The 17247-nt window shown below is 38.2% G+C and carries 18 protein-coding genes and 1 other annotated feature; of the genes, 2 read left to right on the forward strand and 16 right to left on the reverse strand.

Going from position 1 to position 17247, the window contains the following annotated elements; genetic code table 11:
* Position 1: 1 nt before the first annotated feature.
* The 14 genes from arnD to thrS form a co-directional block, all read right to left on the reverse strand.
* Complete coding sequence (gene arnD / locus QSH13_RS01120; RefSeq protein WP_109397273.1) at positions 2 to 895, reverse strand: 4-deoxy-4-formamido-L-arabinose-phosphoundecaprenol deformylase; 894 nt, start codon at positions 893 to 895, stop codon at positions 2 to 4.
* A 9-nt stretch (positions 896 to 904) separates the two neighbouring features.
* On the reverse strand, positions 905 to 2887 hold the full coding sequence (gene arnA / locus QSH13_RS01125; RefSeq protein WP_109397272.1) for a bifunctional UDP-4-amino-4-deoxy-L-arabinose formyltransferase/UDP-glucuronic acid oxidase ArnA: 1983 nt from the start codon (positions 2885 to 2887) through the stop codon (positions 905 to 907).
* Positions 2887 to 3867 (reverse strand): undecaprenyl-phosphate 4-deoxy-4-formamido-L-arabinose transferase, encoded by a 981-nt coding sequence (gene arnC / locus QSH13_RS01130; protein ID WP_109406362.1) that lies wholly within the window; start codon positions 3865 to 3867, stop codon positions 2887 to 2889. Before arnC ends, arnA begins: the two co-directional genes overlap by 1 nt.
* A complete protein-coding gene (gene arnB, locus QSH13_RS01135; RefSeq protein WP_109397271.1) occupies positions 3868 to 5013 on the reverse strand; it encodes a UDP-4-amino-4-deoxy-L-arabinose aminotransferase in 1146 nt (381 codons plus the stop codon).
* A gap of 134 nt (positions 5014 to 5147) precedes the next feature.
* The gene (locus QSH13_RS01140) at positions 5148 to 5897 is read right to left on the reverse strand and encodes a vitamin B12 ABC transporter ATP-binding protein BtuD (protein WP_196543966.1); all 750 of its coding nucleotides are present in this window, start codon (positions 5895 to 5897) and stop codon (positions 5148 to 5150) included.
* Position 5898: 1 nt separating this feature from the next.
* On the reverse strand, positions 5899 to 6909 hold the full coding sequence (gene btuC / locus QSH13_RS01145; protein WP_109406365.1) for a vitamin B12 ABC transporter permease BtuC: 1011 nt from the start codon (positions 6907 to 6909) through the stop codon (positions 5899 to 5901).
* Positions 6910 to 7272: 363 nt separating this feature from the next.
* The gene (gene ihfA, locus QSH13_RS01150; protein WP_023582381.1) at positions 7273 to 7569 is read right to left on the reverse strand and encodes an integration host factor subunit alpha; all 297 of its coding nucleotides are present in this window, start codon (positions 7567 to 7569) and stop codon (positions 7273 to 7275) included.
* Positions 7570 to 7573: 4 nt separating this feature from the next.
* Positions 7574 to 9961, reverse strand: coding sequence for a phenylalanine--tRNA ligase subunit beta (pheT, locus tag QSH13_RS01155; protein ID WP_286038703.1), 2388 nt, complete (start codon positions 9959 to 9961; stop codon positions 7574 to 7576).
* A gap of 14 nt (positions 9962 to 9975) precedes the next feature.
* Positions 9976 to 10959, reverse strand: a complete 984-nt coding sequence (gene pheS, locus QSH13_RS01160) for a phenylalanine--tRNA ligase subunit alpha (RefSeq protein ID WP_109397267.1) — start codon at positions 10957 to 10959, stop codon at positions 9976 to 9978.
* 99 nt (positions 10960 to 11058) lie between these two features.
* Positions 11059 to 11182, reverse strand: a sequence feature (Phe leader region).
* Positions 11134 to 11181 (reverse strand): pheST operon leader peptide PheM, encoded by a 48-nt coding sequence (pheM, locus tag QSH13_RS18515; RefSeq protein ID WP_120655563.1) that lies wholly within the window; start codon positions 11179 to 11181, stop codon positions 11134 to 11136. Its footprint overlaps the feature before it by 48 nt.
* Before the next feature lie 107 nt (positions 11183 to 11289).
* On the reverse strand, positions 11290 to 11646 hold the full coding sequence (gene rplT / locus QSH13_RS01165) for a 50S ribosomal protein L20 (protein ID WP_006537111.1): 357 nt from the start codon (positions 11644 to 11646) through the stop codon (positions 11290 to 11292).
* Between the two features lie 42 nt (positions 11647 to 11688).
* Positions 11689 to 11886, reverse strand: coding sequence for a 50S ribosomal protein L35 (gene rpmI, locus QSH13_RS01170; protein ID WP_004263702.1), 198 nt, complete (start codon positions 11884 to 11886; stop codon positions 11689 to 11691).
* Positions 11887 to 11980: 94 nt separating this feature from the next.
* Positions 11981 to 12520, reverse strand: a complete 540-nt coding sequence (infC, locus tag QSH13_RS01175; protein WP_036937410.1) for a translation initiation factor IF-3 — start codon at positions 12518 to 12520, stop codon at positions 11981 to 11983.
* A 3-nt stretch (positions 12521 to 12523) separates the two neighbouring features.
* Entirely contained in the window at positions 12524 to 14452 is a 1929-nt protein-coding gene (gene thrS, locus QSH13_RS01180; protein ID WP_109397266.1) for a threonine--tRNA ligase, read from the reverse strand.
* A 367-nt stretch (positions 14453 to 14819) separates the two neighbouring features.
* On the opposite strand from thrS, the gene QSH13_RS01185 reads away from it, so the two are divergent.
* Positions 14820 to 15254 carry a PACE efflux transporter gene (locus tag QSH13_RS01185; protein ID WP_196543971.1) on the forward strand — a complete coding sequence of 145 codons (435 nt, stop codon included), beginning with the start codon at positions 14820 to 14822 and terminating at the stop codon, positions 15252 to 15254.
* Between the two features lie 9 nt (positions 15255 to 15263).
* Here QSH13_RS01185 and QSH13_RS01190 read toward each other — a convergent pair whose 3' ends face one another.
* Together QSH13_RS01190 and QSH13_RS01195 are read right to left on the reverse strand one after the other, a co-directional pair.
* The gene (locus tag QSH13_RS01190) at positions 15264 to 15953 is read right to left on the reverse strand and encodes an AraC family transcriptional regulator (RefSeq protein WP_109406368.1); all 690 of its coding nucleotides are present in this window, start codon (positions 15951 to 15953) and stop codon (positions 15264 to 15266) included.
* Positions 15954 to 16049: 96 nt separating this feature from the next.
* The gene (locus QSH13_RS01195) at positions 16050 to 16388 is read right to left on the reverse strand and encodes a tRNA-binding protein (RefSeq protein ID WP_109397259.1); all 339 of its coding nucleotides are present in this window, start codon (positions 16386 to 16388) and stop codon (positions 16050 to 16052) included.
* A 244-nt stretch (positions 16389 to 16632) separates the two neighbouring features.
* Here QSH13_RS01195 and QSH13_RS01200 point away from each other — a divergent pair, with 244 nt between their 5' ends.
* Entirely contained in the window at positions 16633 to 17226 is a 594-nt protein-coding gene (locus QSH13_RS01200) for a GNAT family N-acetyltransferase (RefSeq protein ID WP_109397258.1), read from the forward strand.
* Positions 17227 to 17247: the final 21 nt, after the last annotated feature.

Below are 17247 nucleotides of genomic sequence, written 5' to 3' on the forward strand. Positions count from 1 at the left end.
GTTAAACCTCTTGTTGGCACCCTAACCAGCCTTCTCGACCTGGAAAGTCAGATCGAACAACTTTACCCATCGGAAGCGTTTCTTTATCTTGTGGTAATAAATCGCTTAACGGACAGAATTCGATGCCTTCATTTGCAATCATTGCCAGTAGCTGCTCAAATTGAGCGGCTTTTGACATTCCTTCAACTTCAGTGTGGATAGTATAAACAGGTATTCCACTATCTTTTTTGATTTCATCAATAATAAATCGATTAAAATCTTCATCCTTTACTTTTGTACCAACAACTTCATCATAAGTTGGTAATGTTACTGGAATTTGCACCGTACCGATAGAACCATTTTCTAAAATAGGCCTAAAAGGATGCGTTCCTCGACAATCGCTATTGTAATCGAATTGAAAATTTTCTTTAACTGTTAATACGCGTTCATCTGCGCGCCACCCAGCAACTGCCGAACATTTTACAGGGTTTTCAAGTACTTTTTCCAGTGCTTCAACACCTAAACGAACTTGTTGCATTAATTCTTCTGTTGACCAGCGCCCGACTTTTGCTTGCCAACTTTGATGATCCCATGAGTGCAAGCCAACTTCATGCCCCGCATCTTGGGTTTCTTTCATCAAATAACCTAAATTTTTAGCTATTTTTTTGCCCGGCCATGCAGTTCCTGCTAATAAAATATCTAAGCCATACAGCGATGCAGCATTAGATCTCAGCATTTTCCATAAAAATTTAGGCTTTAAAAGGCGCCATAAATGGCGCCCCATATTATCTGGTCCTACACTAAAGAAGAAGCTGGCATGAATGTTATGTCTGGCAAATACATCCAGCAGTTGTGGAATACCTTGTTTCGTTCCTTGATAAGTATCCACATCAACTCTCAAACCAACTTTCTTCATTATTTATTCCTATTTAGTGCCTAATTCTTCAACTGCGCCACGTAAGAAGAAATCTAATGTTTCTTCTACTGTTTGGCGAGTCTCAATACTTGGTTTCCAATCCAATAAACGCTCTGCGTTTTTGATACTTGGCTTACGGTGTTCAACATCTTGGTAGCCTTTACCATAATAACTGCTACTTTCGATCTTTTTGAAGCCTGCAAATGGAGGGAAATGACCACGCAACTCATGTTTTTCAAAGCAATCTAACAGCATTTCTGCTAATTCACGAATACTTGCTTCGTTAGTTGGGTTACCAATATTGATAATTTGACCATCACATTTGTTATCACGGTTTTCAATAATACGGAATAAAGCCTCAATACCGTCATTAATATCAGTGAAACAACGTTTTTGCTCGCCACCATCAACCAGTTTAATTGGTGAACCTTCAACTAAATTCAGAATTAATTGTGTGATTGCACGAGAACTACCGATACGCGCTGAGTTTAAGTTATCTAAACGAGGTCCCATCCAGTTAAATGGACGGAATAACGTAAATTTCAGACCTTCTTTGGCGCCATAAGCCCATATAACGCGGTCTAATAACTGTTTAGATACAGAATAAATCCAACGTTGTTTATTGATTGGACCAACAATCAAACGAGAGTTGTCTTCGTCAAATTCTTTATCATCACACATACCATAAACTTCTGATGTGGATGGGAAAATAATACGTTTATTATACTTAACGCAATAACGTACAATTTTTAAGTTTTCTTCAAAGTCTAATTCAAATACACGTAATGGATTACGGGTATATTCAATTGGTGTTGCAATAGCCACTAATGGCAGAATAACGTCACATTTTTTAATGTGGTATTCAATCCATTCAGTATGAATGCTCACGTCACCTTCAATAAAGTGGAAACGTGGATTACCGATAAAGCGTTCAATTGCAGAAGAACCAATATCCATACCATAGATATCATAGTTATCATCTTTCAATAGACGCTCGGTCAAATGGTTACCAATAAAACCATTTACACCTAAAATAAGAACACGTTTACGACGTTTAACTTGTGCCGTTGCTTTTGGTCCAACACGAACATCCGTCACGATGCCCATTTCAGTCGCTAAACGACTTCCTTGAACATAAAGGCCATTTTCACTTTGACCAGTAACGACTTCGATTGCACCTTTCGCACACGCAATGACTAAAGGTTCTGTTGAGATAACAGTACCAGGACGTTTGCCTTGATTATCAGCAACAGCGCGTGAACGCCAGATAATCATTTTACGTTCACCTAAGAAAGTGAATGCACCTGGGTATGGTTCTGTAACAGCACGCACTAAGTTGTGAACTGTTTTAGCATCTGCATTCCAGTCGATTAAACCATCATCAGCACAACGGCGACCAAAATAAGTTGCTTGGCTTTCATCTTGTGCAGTTGTTGAATAATTGCCTGAAGCAATATGTGGTAATGCACCAGAAAGTAACTTATTAGCGGCTTCTCTTACTTTTTCATGTAAAATCAGAGAAGTATCATTATCTGCAATGGTGACTTTTTCTTGAGCAACGATATCACCCGCATCAGCTTTCGCGGTCATTTTATGCAGAGTAACACCCGTTTCTGTTTCACCATTCACAATCGCCCAGTTAATTGGTGCACGACCACGATATTTTGGTAATAAAGAACCATGTAAATTAAATGCGCCTTTAGGTGCCAAATTCAGGATTTCATCACTTAACATGTGACGATAATAGAAAGAAAAAATGACATCAGGTTTCATTTCACGAATGCGTTCAATCCACAATGGGTGATTGACATTTTCTGGTGCAAATACAGTCAATCCCATTTCTGCACTCACACGAGCAACAGATGAGAAGAAATGATTTTCATTAGGATCGTCAGTGTGGGTAAATACAGCCTGAATATCATAACCAGCTTTTTCAAGTGCTTTTAAACCGACACAGCCAATATCGTGATAGGCAAATACTATTGCTTTCATTAGTCTTTTTCCTGATCTTCGTTGGGTTTATTAACGCCAACCACTTTTTGGATAAAATACCGAGGACGCGCTCTTACATCATTATAAATTCGGCCTATATATTCACCTAATAAGCCCATTGCAACGAACTGCGCTCCGATAAACATAAATAAGATTGCGAAAAGTGTAAATACACCTTCAGCGGCCCACATTGCACCGAAAATGATACGTAAAATAATCAACAGTAAGGCTAAAACAAAACCTGATACAGCGATCACACTGCCGACGATGCTTAATAAACGTAATGGTGCCGTAGTAAGACAAGTTAATAGGTCGTACATTAAATTAATAAGCTTTAAAAAGCTGTATTTTGAATCGCCATATTCACGCTCCGCGTGTGCGACATCAATTTCAATAGTACGACGAGCGAATGTGTTCGCAAGAATAGGGATAAATGTACTTCTTTCGTGACACTGTAACATTGCGTCAACAATGTGGCGACGATAAGCACGCAACATACAGCCATAGTCTCCCATAGAGCGGCCTGTTGCTTTAGTGATCATTGAGTTGATCATTTTTGAAGCGGTTTTGCGAAACCATGAATCCTGACGGTTACGACGACGAGTTCCAACAACGTCATAACCCTCTTCAGCCGTCGTAACAAGTCTTGGGATCTCTTCTGGTGGGTTTTGTAAATCAGCATCCAATGTAATAACTAAATCACCATCAGCCTGATTAAAACCAGCCATAATTGCGGAATGTTGACCGTAATTACGGTTTAAAATAATTGCAATAACGTGATTTTCTTCAATTGCAGCCGCTTCTTCTAACATCTTAGCTGAATTGTCACTACTACCATCATCAACAAGGATCAGTTCATATTCTTGTTCTAATTGTTTACAGCTTTTAATTGTACGTTCTAAAAGCTGAGGAAGGCTCTCTTCCTCGTTATAAACGGGAATGACAACCGATACTTTCTTGATTTCATCAAATGTTGACACTTAAATATGCTCCGAAAGAATTTCATTGATCGCATCTACAACACGAATAACATCTTCATTACTCATATCAGGAAACAGCGGCAGCGAGCATAACGTTGCAGAGTTCCATTCTGATTGAGGAAGGGATAAAGAGGGATAGCGCTCACGATAATATTTTTGTGTGTGCGCTGCACGGAAATGTAACCCTGTACCGATATCTTTCTGCTTTAATTTCTCCATAAAAGCATCACGATCAATACCACAGGTATTTTTATCAACTCTCACCATAAATAGGTGATTTGCATGTAAATGTGAATATTCAGGGACACTCAACATTTTTAATGGAGAATCTTTAAGTTTTTCACGATACAGAGCAACTAACTCGGCTCGTTTAGCATTCATTTCATCTAAACGTCTTAATTGCACCACCGCAATTGCCGCATGAATATCAGATAAATTGTATTTGTAGCCAGGTTCAACAACTTCGGCTTGAGGTTTACGACCTTGAATTTGTCTATCAAAGGCATCTACTCCTAAACCGTGGAATTTTAAGCAACGCACTCTATTGGCCAACTCGTCATTATCAGTGACAACCAATCCACCTTCTGCACAAGTTACATTCTTAATTGCGTGAAAAGAAAAAATGGCAGTGCCTTTTTCACCAATCCATTCATTTTTATAGCGAGTCCCTATAGCATGCGCGGCATCTTCAATAAGAGGAATTCCTGCATCTTGTGCAACTTTTCTTAATGCATCAAGATCACAAGGTGCACCAGCATAATGAACCGGAATAATCGCTTTCGTTCTAGGCGTGATTGCTTTTTTGACATCTTCTGCACTTACCATCAAGGTATCACGATCAACATCAATCATCACTGGCTCCGCACCAAGTAACGTAATGATATTCATCGTTGAAACCCAAGTTTGTGATGGTGTGATAACTTCATCACCAGCGCCAATTCCCATCGCCATTAAAACAACATGCATACCTGCAGTGGCAGAGCAAATTGCAATAGCATGTTTGCTACCAAATTTTTCACAAAAATCTTGCTCTAATTGGTGATTTTGAGGGCCTGTTGTAATCCAACCTGAACGCAGTACATCTTCAACGGCTTTGATTTCTTCATCGCCAATCGCAGGGCGAGAGAAAGGAAGGAAGTGACTCATAAAAAATGTAGCCTAATTAATGAATGAATAAAAAACAATTATATACAAACTATTGTTCACCGGCATCAGTCTTATTAAGAAAACATTAAAAAAACCTTAATAATTACTCAGGGATAAGCTTAACAATAGCCATATTATTGTAAAACTAGCCAATCAATATGATCAACATCATTGATGCACTTGATATTTGTATTAAATGTAGTTGATAATAAAATTTCGTCCAATAAAAGTGCAGATGCGCCAGAATTAACCAAGTATCCATTTTTTATAAGCAAAACTCGGTCTGCTTTTTGATAGGAATGATTCAAATTATGTGTACTCATAATAACAGCACCGCCTTGTTGGCAAAATTTATCAACCCACTTATCCAAAATAGCCAACTGTACGACATCTAAATTATTCGTTGGTTCATCAAGTAACATTAATTTTCCTTTTAAATCATCACTCGACCATAATTGGATAAATGCGCCAACAATTCTAACCCTCTGCCATTCACCTCCAGATAAATGATGAATGTTTTTTGACAATAATTTGTCAATTTTAAAATCATTTAACAGCATATTTAATTGCTGAGCATCCATTTTCGACAATTGATGGTATAACGAGAGATAATGAAAAACGGGCATAAATGACAAAGCTTCCAATTGTTGTATAACAATGCTCTGCATTCTAGAAAGATCATCATATTTATAATGTCTTATTGAAGTTTCGTTTAGAATAATTTCTCCACTAAACGGAAGCTCTCCCGCGATCGCCATTAAAAGTGTGCTTTTTCCCGCACCATTAGCGCCAATTAAGTGGACACGCTCGCCATAGTTTACTTGCTCTGTAAATGAGCGAAGTCGGTCATTTACACTTAAATTATTAAGTTTAAGTAACGCCATATTACAAACGCCCCATCTCTTTTGTTGCCAATAACCAAATAAATAAAGGCGCACCAAGAGTTGCTGTAATCACCCCTATCGGAACTTCTGCACCATTTAAAATCAATCGAGATAGTGAATCAGCAAGCAATAGCAATCCGCCTCCAGCAAGCGCACACGCTGGTAGTAAGGTTTTATAATGCGTTAATCCACATAGTCTCAATAAATGTGGTACAACAAGCCCTACAAAGCTTATAGCGCCCGCTAAAGCAACACTGAGCCCTATCAATAACCCAACGGCTAAAATAAACCAATTTCGCCATTGATTAACGGATATACCTAATTGCTTTGCTCTAAATGAACCTAGAGATAAATAATTAAGAATATCGGCTTGTAGAATAAGAATTAAAACAATGGGTATAAGAGCCCAAAATAAGATTTGATGACGCCAATCAATACCGCTAAAACTTCCCATCAACCAATACATTAATTGTCTTAAATCTAAAGCTGAACTGAAATAAACCAACCAAGTCATTATCGCGCTTGCCATAACGCCTAATGCCACACCAATTAATAGTAACTGAGCATTAGATAACTTTTTTATTCGAGTAAAAAACATTAATAAGAGAGTAATACCTAATGCACCGAATATCGCTACACTACTTATTAACCAAGGACTTAAATTAATTTGCAAAACAATAAGCAATACAACACACACACCAGCACCACTGCTTACGCCTAATAGTCCCGGCTCTGCAAGTGGATTTTGGAATAAAGCCTGCATAATAGCACCTGCAATGGCTAAGCTGGCTCCAACTGTCACTACTGCAAGTATTCTGGGTAACCGGATCTGCCAAACAAATAAATGGGCTTCATCCGTTAACCATTGATCTGGAAATAACGAAATCTCACCAACAGAAAGGGAAAAAATAAACAAGAAACATAATACTAACACCATTAGAAACAGCTTTTTTCTGTCGTCAATGCGTTGTTTTTTAGTAAATTTAATCAAAGGATTAATGTCTTTATTCATTTTATTTCCTATCCATGCAGCAATGGCTCTTACTGTTTTTTATTTATAATATAATTTTTTAGCAACATAACATGTTCTCATTCAATGATGAAAAACTAAATTTAGAACATGTAAGATGGTCTCTAACAATGAAGAAAAAAATTAGGATTAACTATCACAATGTTGATACAGATAAGTGATAAAAAGAAAGAGTCAAAATAAGAATAGAAAGAAAATAAAAAGATCCCATCCAAATAGAAATATCCATTCAGACTATATTGATAAATATAAACATCCACGTGCGTTTATTATCAATATTAAATACAGATAATCACGATAAAAAAACGGCTTTCAAAGAAAGCCGTTTTGGATGTTTTTTAAAACTTATTCTTTTGGTGTTGCGCTCTCAACCCGGCTTTTTAACTTTTGTCCTGGGCGGAAAGTAACAACACGGCGAGCTGTAATAGGAATGTCTTCCCCAGTTTTCGGATTACGACCTGGGCGCTGATTTTTATCACGTAGGTCAAAGTTTCCGAATCCAGACAGCTTCACCTGTTCCCCGTTTTCAAGAGAACGACGCACTTCCTCAAAAAAGGATTCTACAAGGTCTTTTGCATCGCGTTTGCTAACACCAAGTTTTTCAAACAGATTTTCTGCCATTTCAGCTTTTGTAAGCGCCATAGGTCTAGTCCCTCAAGGATGCTTGGAATCGCTGTTTCAATGCTGCTACACAGTTACTCACTGTTGCAGCAATCTCATCTTCTTCCAGTGTATGCTCGATATCCTGCAAGATTATGCTAATAGCGAGGCTTTTATAGCCCTCTGCTACTCCCTTACCACAATACACGTCAAATAAGTTTATGCCAACTATTTGATTTCCGCCAACTTTCTTACATTCAGCTAAAATATCTTCTGCAGCAACATCATTCGGAACAACTACAGCGATATCTCTACGATTCGAAGGGTAACGAGAAATTGCTTTTGCTTGTGGTAAACTGCGATTTGCAATTGCATTCCAACGTATTTCGAATACTACCGTACGGCCGTTTAAGTCAAGTTTACGTTCAAGCTCTGGATGAACAACGCCAATACAGCCAATATATTCATTTCTCAGATAAATCCCAGCACTTTGTCCCGGATGAAGTGCTGAATGATTAGCTGGTTTAAATGTAATTTCATCTAGCTGGCCTGTCAATTCCAGAATTGATTCAATATTACCTTTCAAATCAAAGAAATCAACAGTTTGCTTCTCTAAACTCCAATGTTCTTCATAACGGTTGCCCGCGATCACACCAGCTAACATAAGTTCTTGGCGTATTCCATATTCTGCTTGATTATCAGGAACAAAACGCAGACCTGCTTCAAATAACCTAACTCTAGACTGTTGACGGTTCTGATTATAAACAGTAGTCGTCAATAATCCGGTTAATAGAGACAGTCTCATTGCTGACATATCTGCTGAAATCGGATTAGGCAGAATTAATGCCTCTTCATTTGGATGTAATAAAGATTGGATCTTAGGATCAACAAAACTATAAGTAATTGCTTCTTGGAAGCCATTATCTACTAGCATTGTTTTAACGCGTTTTAATGATAAGTTCGCTTCACGATGATTGGTCATCACCAAATCAGCTCGTAATGGGACATCTGGAATATTGTTGTAACCATAAATACGAGCAACCTCTTCAATCAGGTCTTCTTCGATTCGAACATCGAAACGCCATGAAGGAACTATTGCTAACCAGCCATCGCTTTCAACAGAAACTTTGAACCCTAAACGAGTCAACGAATCCAGAACTTGTGCATCATCAATCACATGACCTAATAAACGGTCTAATTTTTTACGTGTTAATTTGACCGGTGCAATATTTGGTAAATGTGCTTTATTGGTGACATCAATTACTTCACCAACTTCACCACCGCAAATTTTTAATAGTAACTTAGTTGCACGCTCAATTGCGTTATATTGCAGCTCAGAATCAACGCCACGTTCAAAGCGATGAGAAGCATCGGTATGCAAGCCATAACGACGTGCACGGCCTGTAATAGATAATGGAGAGAAAAATGCACACTCTAAGAAGACATTTTTCGTTTCTTCATTAACACCTGATGATTCACCACCGAAAATGCCAGCCATACCTAATGCCTGTTTTTCGTCAGCAATAACTAATACATCTTCTTTTAATGTAATTTCATTGCCATCAAGTAAAGTCAGTTTTTCACCTTCTTTACCCATACGAACAACAACAGCACCTTCAACGCGATCAAGATCGAACGCATGTAGTGGTTGCCCCATTTCAAGTAGAATTAAGTTGGTAATATCAACAATTGGGTCAATAGAACGAATGCCACCACGGCGTAACTTTTCTTGTATCCATAAAGGTGTTTTTGCTTTCACATTCATATTAGTGAAAACACGGCCTAAATAACGGGGACACGCTTCTGGCGCTTCAACACGTACAGGGAATGTTGCTGAAGATGTTGCCACAACAGGCGACATATCAGGGACTTGGCATTCCATTTTATTGATAACCGCGATATCACGAGCAACACCTAAAATACCTAAACAATCTGCACGATTTGGTGTAACACTAATTTCGATCGTATTATCATTTAATTTTAAGTATTCACGAATATCCATACCAATAGGTGCATCGGCAGGTAATTCAATAATACCTTCATGGTTTTCTGAAATAGCTAATTCAGAAAATGAGCACAGCATACCTTCAGAGGGTTCACCACGTAGTTTTGCCGCTTTAATTTTAAAATCGCCTGGTAATACAGCCCCGACTGTTGCAACCGCAACTTTTAGGCCTTGACGGCAGTTAGGTGCACCACAAACGATATCGAGTAATCTGTCACCACCTACGTTAACTTTTGTTACACGTAATTTATCGGCATTAGGGTGTTGTCCACATTCAACAACTTCACCTACAAACACACCATGAAAATCACCGGCAACTGCTTCAACGCCATCAACTTCAAGCCCAGCCATTGTTAATTGTTCAGAAAGTGCTTCGCTACTAATCGCTGGGTTTACCCACTCACGTAACCAAAGTTCACTGAATTTCATGAGATAATCCCACCTTATTTAAACTGTTTGAGGAAACGAAGATCGTTTTCGAAGAATGAACGCAGATCGGTGACACCGTAACGTAACATAGTTAAGCGTTCCATACCCATACCGAACGCAAAACCTGAATACACTTCAGGATCGATACCTACATTACGTAATACATTTGGGTGAACCATACCGCAACCCAACACTTCTAACCATTTTCCATTCTTACCCATTACATCGACTTCTGCAGAAGGCTCTGTGAATGGGAAATAAGAAGGACGGAAACGAATTTCCATATCTTCTTCAAAAAAGTTTTTAAGGAAATCGTGTAGTGTTCCTTTTAAATTGGTAAAGCTAATGTCTTTATCAACAATTAAGCCTTCAATTTGGTGAAACATTGGTGTGTGAGTCTGATCGTAATCATTACGATATACGCGACCTGGTGCGATGATACGAATAGGTGGCTGTTTATCTTGCATAGTACGAATTTGTACACCTGACGTTTGTGTACGTAGTAAACGTTTTGCATCAAACCAGAAAGTGTCGTGGTCAGCTCTTGCTGGGTGATGTGCAGGAATATTCAACGCATCAAAGTTATGATAATCATCTTCGATTTCAGGGCCAGATTCTACAGAAAACCCTAATTCGCCAAAGAAAGTTTCAATACGTTCAATTGTACGAGTTACTGGGTGTAGACCACCGTTTTCAATACGGCGACCAGGCAAAGATACATCGATTTTCTCAGCAGACAAGCGTTCGTTTAATAATGCTGATTCAAGATAATCTTTACGACTATTCAGCGCTTGCTGAACATCTTGTTTAGCCTGATTAATGACAGCCCCTGCAGCTGGACGATCTTCCGCGGGTAAGTCGCGCAGCGTGGACATCTGAAGCGTTAAATGACCTTTTTTCCCCAAGTATTCAACACGAACCGAATCCAGCGCAGCAACATCCTGTGCCTCTTCGATAGCTGCTTTAGCTTGAGCAACGAGTTCAGCGAGATGTGGCATCGTTTCCTCTTCCTTTGACCTGTGAGGTCTATTAGTTGTTATCAATGATGACGAATAAAATTGCCCTTTTTGGTTTCTAACCCAGTATAGGGATCTGAAAACAAAAAAGCCTCCATATTGGAGGCTCAGGCGCTACTTTTCGTTTCTTTTCTTACGCGCAAAAGCCCCCTTGAATTAGGCGCTAAAGTAAAAAAAGAAACGGAAAAAAGCGATATTTAACATTGGTAATGTCTCTTAAAATATTAACTTATTGAATTTATATCATTAAGCCACAAATTTAGACAAAATAAAAGAGGGAGAAAACTCCCTCTTCCATTGCTTAATAAATAATTAAGCCAGAGCACCTTTCGCTTTTTCAACTAAAGCAGCGAATGCTACTTTGTCGAATACAGCGATGTCAGCCAGAATCTTACGGTCGATTTCAATGGATGCTTTTTTCAGACCATTGATGAAACGGCTATAAGACATACCGTTCTGACGAGCTGCTGCGTTGATACGCGCGATCCACAGCTGACGGAACTGACGTTTTTTCTGACGACGGTCACGGTACGCATATTGACCAGCTTTGATTACAGCCTGGAAAGCTACACGATATACACGTGAACGTGCACCGTAATAACCTTTAGCTTGCTTTAAAATTTTCTTGTGACGAGCACGGGCGATAACACCACGTTTAGCACGAGCCATATTAAACTCCTAAATGTCTATATTCTGTTAAAAAAGTGATACTTATGCGTATGGTAAGCAAGCTACGACCAGACCTAAATCTCCTTTAGAGACCATGCCTTTTGGACGTAAATGACGTTTACGCTTAGTTGATTTTTTAGTCAGAATGTGACGGAGGTTAGCATGTTTGCGCTTGAAGCCACCACCAGCAGTTTTTTTAAAGCGCTTAGCTGCGCCGCGTACTGTTTTAATCTTTGGCATTTCTATAATCCACTTCGCATTGTTAATAACATAAAATAATAAGGCGAATAGCAATCAGCCTTTAAAGGCTGACGCTATTACTTGAATTGCCCGACTATTTCTTCTTCGGCGCTAACACCATGATCATCTGACGCCCTTCAATCTTATTAGGGAAAGATTCAACAGCAGCCAGTTCATCTAAATCTTCACGGATGCGGTTAAGCATCTCCATGCCGATTTGTTGGTGTGCCATTTCACGACCACGGAAACGCAGTGTGACTTTAGCTTTATCGCCATCTTCAAGAAAACGAATCAGGTTGCGTAGTTTGACCTGATAGTCGCCTTCATCTGTACCAGGACGGAATTTAACTTCCTTAACCTGAATAACTTTTTGTTTCTTTTTCTGTTCTTTGAGAGTCTTACTTTTCTCATAGAGGAATTTGCCGTAGTCCATAATACGACAAACTGGCGGCTCGGCATTAGGACTAATTTCAACTAAATCAGCACCTGCTTCCTCGGCTTTCTCAAGAGCCTCTTTCAGACTAACAACTCCAATCTGTTCGCCATCTAAACCTGTTAAACGAACTTCATGAGCGCGAATCTCACCATTGATGCGATTCTGACGCGTTGATTGAATTCTTTTTCCGCCTTTAATACCTTATTCCTCCAACTGATGAAGACTTCTGCTTCTAATTTCTTGCAGAAGCTTTTCTTTAAATTCGTTAACGTCGATACTGCCAAGGTCTTTTCCTCGACGAGTACGAACCGCCACTTTGCCTGATTCAACTTCTTTATCTCCACAGACAAGCATGTACGGAACACGACGTAAAGTATGTTCACGAATTTTAAAGCCAATCTTCTCATTTCTCAAGTCTGCTTTTGCACGAATTCCGGCATCTTGCAATTCTTTGACGAGTTTTTGTACATAATCAGCCTGTCCATCCGTGATATTCATCACGACAACCTGCTGTGGTGCTAACCAAGTTGGGAAGAATCCTGCGTATTCTTCTGTCAGAATACCAATAAAACGTTCTAAGGATCCTAGCACTGCTCGGTGTAACATAACAGGTACTTTACGCTCGTTGTTTTCAGCAACATAAGATGCGCCTAAACGACCTGGTAGTGAGAAGTCTAACTGTACTGTACCACACTGCCATGCACGATCTAAACAATCGTAAAGTGTAAATTCAATTTTAGGGCCATAAAACGCCCCTTCGCCTGGCTGATATTCAAATTCAATATTGTTATCAGTTAAGGCTTTGGCTAAGTCTGCTTCAGCAACATCCCATAATGCATCTTCACCGATACGTTTTTCTGGGCGAGTAGACAGCTTAACAACGATTTTTTCAAATCCGAAAGTAGAATATACATCATAAATCAATTTGATGCAGTCATTTACTTCACTTAAAATTTGTTCTTCTGTACAGAAGATATGCGCATCGTCTTGTGTAAAGCCACGAACACGCATTAAACCATGTAATGCACCTGATGGCTCATTACGATGGCAACTACCAAATTCAGCCATACGTAATGGCAAATCACGGTAAGAACGTAGACCTTGTTTGAAGATCTGTACGTGACCTGGGCAGTTCATTGGTTTAATACAATATTCACGATTCTCTGATGATGTTGTGAACATGTTTTCTTTGTAGTTTTCCCAGTGACCTGTTTTTTCCCAAAGAACACGATCCATCATAAATGGACCTTTTACCTCTTGGTAATCATATTCTTTTAATTTACAACGTACAAATGTTTCTAACTCACGGAAAATAGTCCAGCCATCATTATGCCAGAAAGCCATACCTGGCGCTTCTTCTTGCATATGATATAAGTCAAGCTGTTTACCAATTTTGCGGTGGTCACGTTTAGCGGCTTCTTCTAAGCGATCTAAGTAAGCTTTTAACTGTTTCTTATCAGCCCAAGCTGTACCATAAATACGCTGTAACATTTTATTATCGCTGTTACCACGCCAATATGCACCTGCGATTTTCTGCAATTTAAAATTATGACAGAAACGCATATTTGGAACATGTGGCCCACGGCACATATCAATATATTCTTGATGATGATAAAGACCTGGTTGAGAATCTTGGCTAATATTTTCGTCAAGAATAGCTACTTTATAGTCTTCACCACGAGAAACAAAAGTTTCACGAGCTTCAGCCCAGCTTACGCGTTTTTTAATAACGTCATAATCTGTTTTCGCCAACTCTAGCATACGCTTTTCTAGAGTATCTAAATCTTCCTGTGTTAGAGAATGGTCTAAATCCACATCGTAGTAGAATCCATTTTCAATAACAGGACCAATCGCCATTTTGGTGTGTGGCCATAATTGTTTAATAGCATGTCCCAATAAGTGGGCACAAGAGTGACGAATAATTTCAAGACCTTCATCATCTTTTGCGGTGATAATCGCTAGATTTGCATCATGTTCGATTAATTCACAAGCATCCACCAGCTCACCATTAACACGGCCTGCAATACATGCTTTCGCAAGTCCAGGCCCGATATCTGCAGCGACATCCATGACAGAAACTGCATTTTCAAATTGACGTTGGCTTCCGTCAGGAAGAGTAATAATTGGCATTTAAAATCCTTATTTACAGTGGTGACCCATACGCAAGATCACTTGTAAGCTTTTTATTTCGTATATATTCAGTACGTTACGACAATTTTCTCACTTTACCTCGCGAGGTTTGCACACAGAGATGAACACTTACTTATCAAGTAATTATCTATAATATCGCTGAGCCTTATCGTAACTCGGAGGGAATTTTATCACAGACAGCAAAGATTTATAGCTTTATCTCATAGGTAATTTTAACGTTTATTTTTAATACACAGAGAGATAGAAATTTTTATTTAATTTGTCTACCATAATAAACAAGCGGAAACCGTGGCTTTAAAAAACTTATTCTGGGGCGGTCCAGATTTTTATTATAAAAGGTATATACATGTTTTATCTAAAACCCCGCCCTCGTAAATTAGTTTATGCTATTACTTTTGAAACTCTCGCTATTTTATTAAGCACTGTTTTACTTGCAATATTAAGTCAAAGCCAATCACATAATTCACTACCTGTTGCAATCGCTGTCTCTGTTATTGCCTTGATTTGGAATTATATTTTTAATTCTTTCTTTGAATTAATTGAGTCAAAACTAACAATAAAAAAACGGACTGTCATAGTACGACTAACTCATGCAATAAGTTTTGAATTAGGTCTGTTTTTCTTTACCATTCCACTTTATATGTGGTGGTATAACGTAGGTTTTATCAAAGCTATAAGTATGGAAATAACTATATTAGTCTTCTTCTTTATCTATACTTATTTATTCACGCTTGCCTTCGATAAATTATGTCCCCGAGTTTATTCAGCAGAAATAAAGTAGTGTAGTGACTTAATCCTGCCGATACTCAGTAGGACTTTTATTAAAGCATTGGCGAAATGCCTGACTAAATGCAGAATGAGAGTCATATCCCACTGCTAAAGCAATATTTTCAATATTTAGTGGTGTGTATTTTAATAATTCAGCCGCTTTGCTAAGTCGTTGTTGAGTAACATATTGCATCACAGACATCCCCACCTCTGCTTTCATTTTTCGTTGTAACGTACTCGCTGATGTATTAAAGGCGAAAGCAATATCATGTGTTGTTAATGGCGTATGTAATTTATTCGCTAACCAAACATCCAAACTATCGCGCCAACCTTTTTGTATTTTCATTTGAGCAAGTAATAGGCGTGTTATCGTTGAATATTGATCTGGGAGTTGGGGATATTGATGCAACCACTCTAATAAACCAATAACTGCTGGTGATAATGCAAATTGCCCACCTTTCTCACTTATTTGCCACTGTGAGGTTGCAGGGAGTTCTAGAATAAGATTTTTATTATCTATATTTCCTGAAAAGGCATGATGAATAGTTGGAGGAATGATCAAGCAGTTTTGATTAGAAATCAAAAAATCTTCTCGATTGAAATTAACTTCCATTGACCCCGAAAGCCCGAAAATAATCTGCCATAAATTATCATGCTGATGAGATACCGTCTCTTGTGTATAACATCGAAAATGCAATTGAGGTAATAACAAAAGACACTCCTTTATCCCCATCCTGCTATTAAATAATAACTATATCAAAATTTAGCAGAACATCACTATTTAAGAGTGTCTTATCAAGATACTTATTTATGCTAAACGTGAACCATTTGGTAAAGGCAAGTTAAATTCAGCCAATACAATTGCTCCCGTTTCATCTGGTGCCCCCGTAATTAAGACTTCAGATTTTATACCTGCAATGCGCTTAACTGGGAAATTACATACACATAAGATACGGCGTCCAACAAGCTCTTCATGCGTATAGTTTACCGTAATTTGAGCACTTGAACGTTTTATGCCTAATTCGCCCAAATCAACTTCCATAACATAAGCAGGTTTATTAGCTTTCTTATTTACTTCTGCACTAATAATCGTTCCCACTCTCATTTCTACACGTAAAAAATCATCCCATTCAATTAAATCTGTCATCTTTTTACCAATCTATTGTGTTTACAGTTTATTACTGAATGTTAGATTAACATGCATTATTCTGGCTCACCTATGGTGAGGCAGTCATTCTCTGTTGAGAAAGAATCACTCACACTCTTTTTTCTCTGATCCTCATTATTCTGAATTTTGCCTATTTTTAATAACATTTAAAATAATCATATCAATTCATAATTTTGTTATGTATAAAAAAAATTCCTATTGATAACCCCAGAGAATATTTATTATGAAAAAAATAACAGAATGGGCAACTTTGGAAGGAAAACTTGTGCGTTTAGTTCCTCTCAGTATGGAGCACTATTCAGAACTTCATGAACTCATTGAAAAAGATAAACTTGATGAGCTTTGGTATACCAGCGTTCCTTCTGTAACAGAGTTACAACGTGATATTGAGCATAAACTTCAATTGCAACAAAAAGGGTTAATGTTGCCTTTTTCCATTATTTCTAAAGCTAATAACCGTGTCGTTGGCATAACAACCTTTATGAATATTGATAGCCAAACACCAAGATTAGAAATTGGTTCAACCTGGTATACAAAAGAAGTACAAAGAACAGGAATAAACACAGAAACTAAATATCTCTTACTTAAATATGCCTTAGAAGACTTGCAATGTATTGCTGTTGAATTTCGTACTCACATATTAAATCAAACTAGCCGTAGAGCAATTGAACGACTGGGTGCAAAACTAGATGGCATTTTGCGTAATCATAGATTAACAACGACGGGGCAAAAAAGGGATACTTGCGTTTATAGCATTACTGATTATGACTGGGGATCGGTGAAACTACATTTAGAATGGCTTATGAAAAAATACTAATACACTTTAAGATTATTATGA

The organism is Proteus faecis (genome assembly GCF_030286765.1).
Classification (GTDB): Bacteria; Pseudomonadota; Gammaproteobacteria; order Enterobacterales; family Enterobacteriaceae; genus Proteus; species Proteus faecis.

Coding starts and splice junctions, on each gene's coding strand:
- arnD (WP_109397273.1), bottom strand. CDS start 895: ATGAAGAAAGTTGGTTTGAGAGTTGATGTGGATACTTATCAAGGAACG.
- arnA (WP_109397272.1), bottom strand. CDS start 2,887: ATGAAAGCAATAGTATTTGCCTATCACGATATTGGCTGTGTCGGTTTA.
- arnB (WP_109397271.1), bottom strand. CDS start 5,013: ATGAGTCACTTCCTTCCTTTCTCTCGCCCTGCGATTGGCGATGAAGAA.
- QSH13_RS01140 (WP_196543966.1), bottom strand. CDS start 5,897: ATGGCGTTACTTAAACTTAATAATTTAAGTGTAAATGACCGACTTCGC.
- btuC (WP_109406365.1), bottom strand. CDS start 6,909: ATGAATAAAGACATTAATCCTTTGATTAAATTTACTAAAAAACAACGC.
- ihfA (WP_023582381.1), bottom strand. CDS start 7,569: ATGGCGCTTACAAAAGCTGAAATGGCAGAAAATCTGTTTGAAAAACTT.
- pheT (WP_286038703.1), bottom strand. CDS start 9,961: ATGAAATTCAGTGAACTTTGGTTACGTGAGTGGGTAAACCCAGCGATT.
- pheS (WP_109397267.1), bottom strand. CDS start 10,959: ATGCCACATCTCGCTGAACTCGTTGCTCAAGCTAAAGCAGCTATCGAA.
- rplT (WP_006537111.1), bottom strand. CDS start 11,646: ATGGCTCGTGCTAAACGTGGTGTTATCGCCCGTGCTCGTCACAAGAAA.
- rpmI (WP_004263702.1), bottom strand. CDS start 11,886: ATGCCAAAGATTAAAACAGTACGCGGCGCAGCTAAGCGCTTTAAAAAA.
- thrS (WP_109397266.1), bottom strand. CDS start 14,452: ATGCCAATTATTACTCTTCCTGACGGAAGCCAACGTCAATTTGAAAAT.
- QSH13_RS01185 (WP_196543971.1), top strand. CDS start 14,820: ATGTTTTATCTAAAACCCCGCCCTCGTAAATTAGTTTATGCTATTACT.
- QSH13_RS01195 (WP_109397259.1), bottom strand. CDS start 16,388: ATGACAGATTTAATTGAATGGGATGATTTTTTACGTGTAGAAATGAGA.
- QSH13_RS01200 (WP_109397258.1), top strand. CDS start 16,633: ATGAAAAAAATAACAGAATGGGCAACTTTGGAAGGAAAACTTGTGCGT.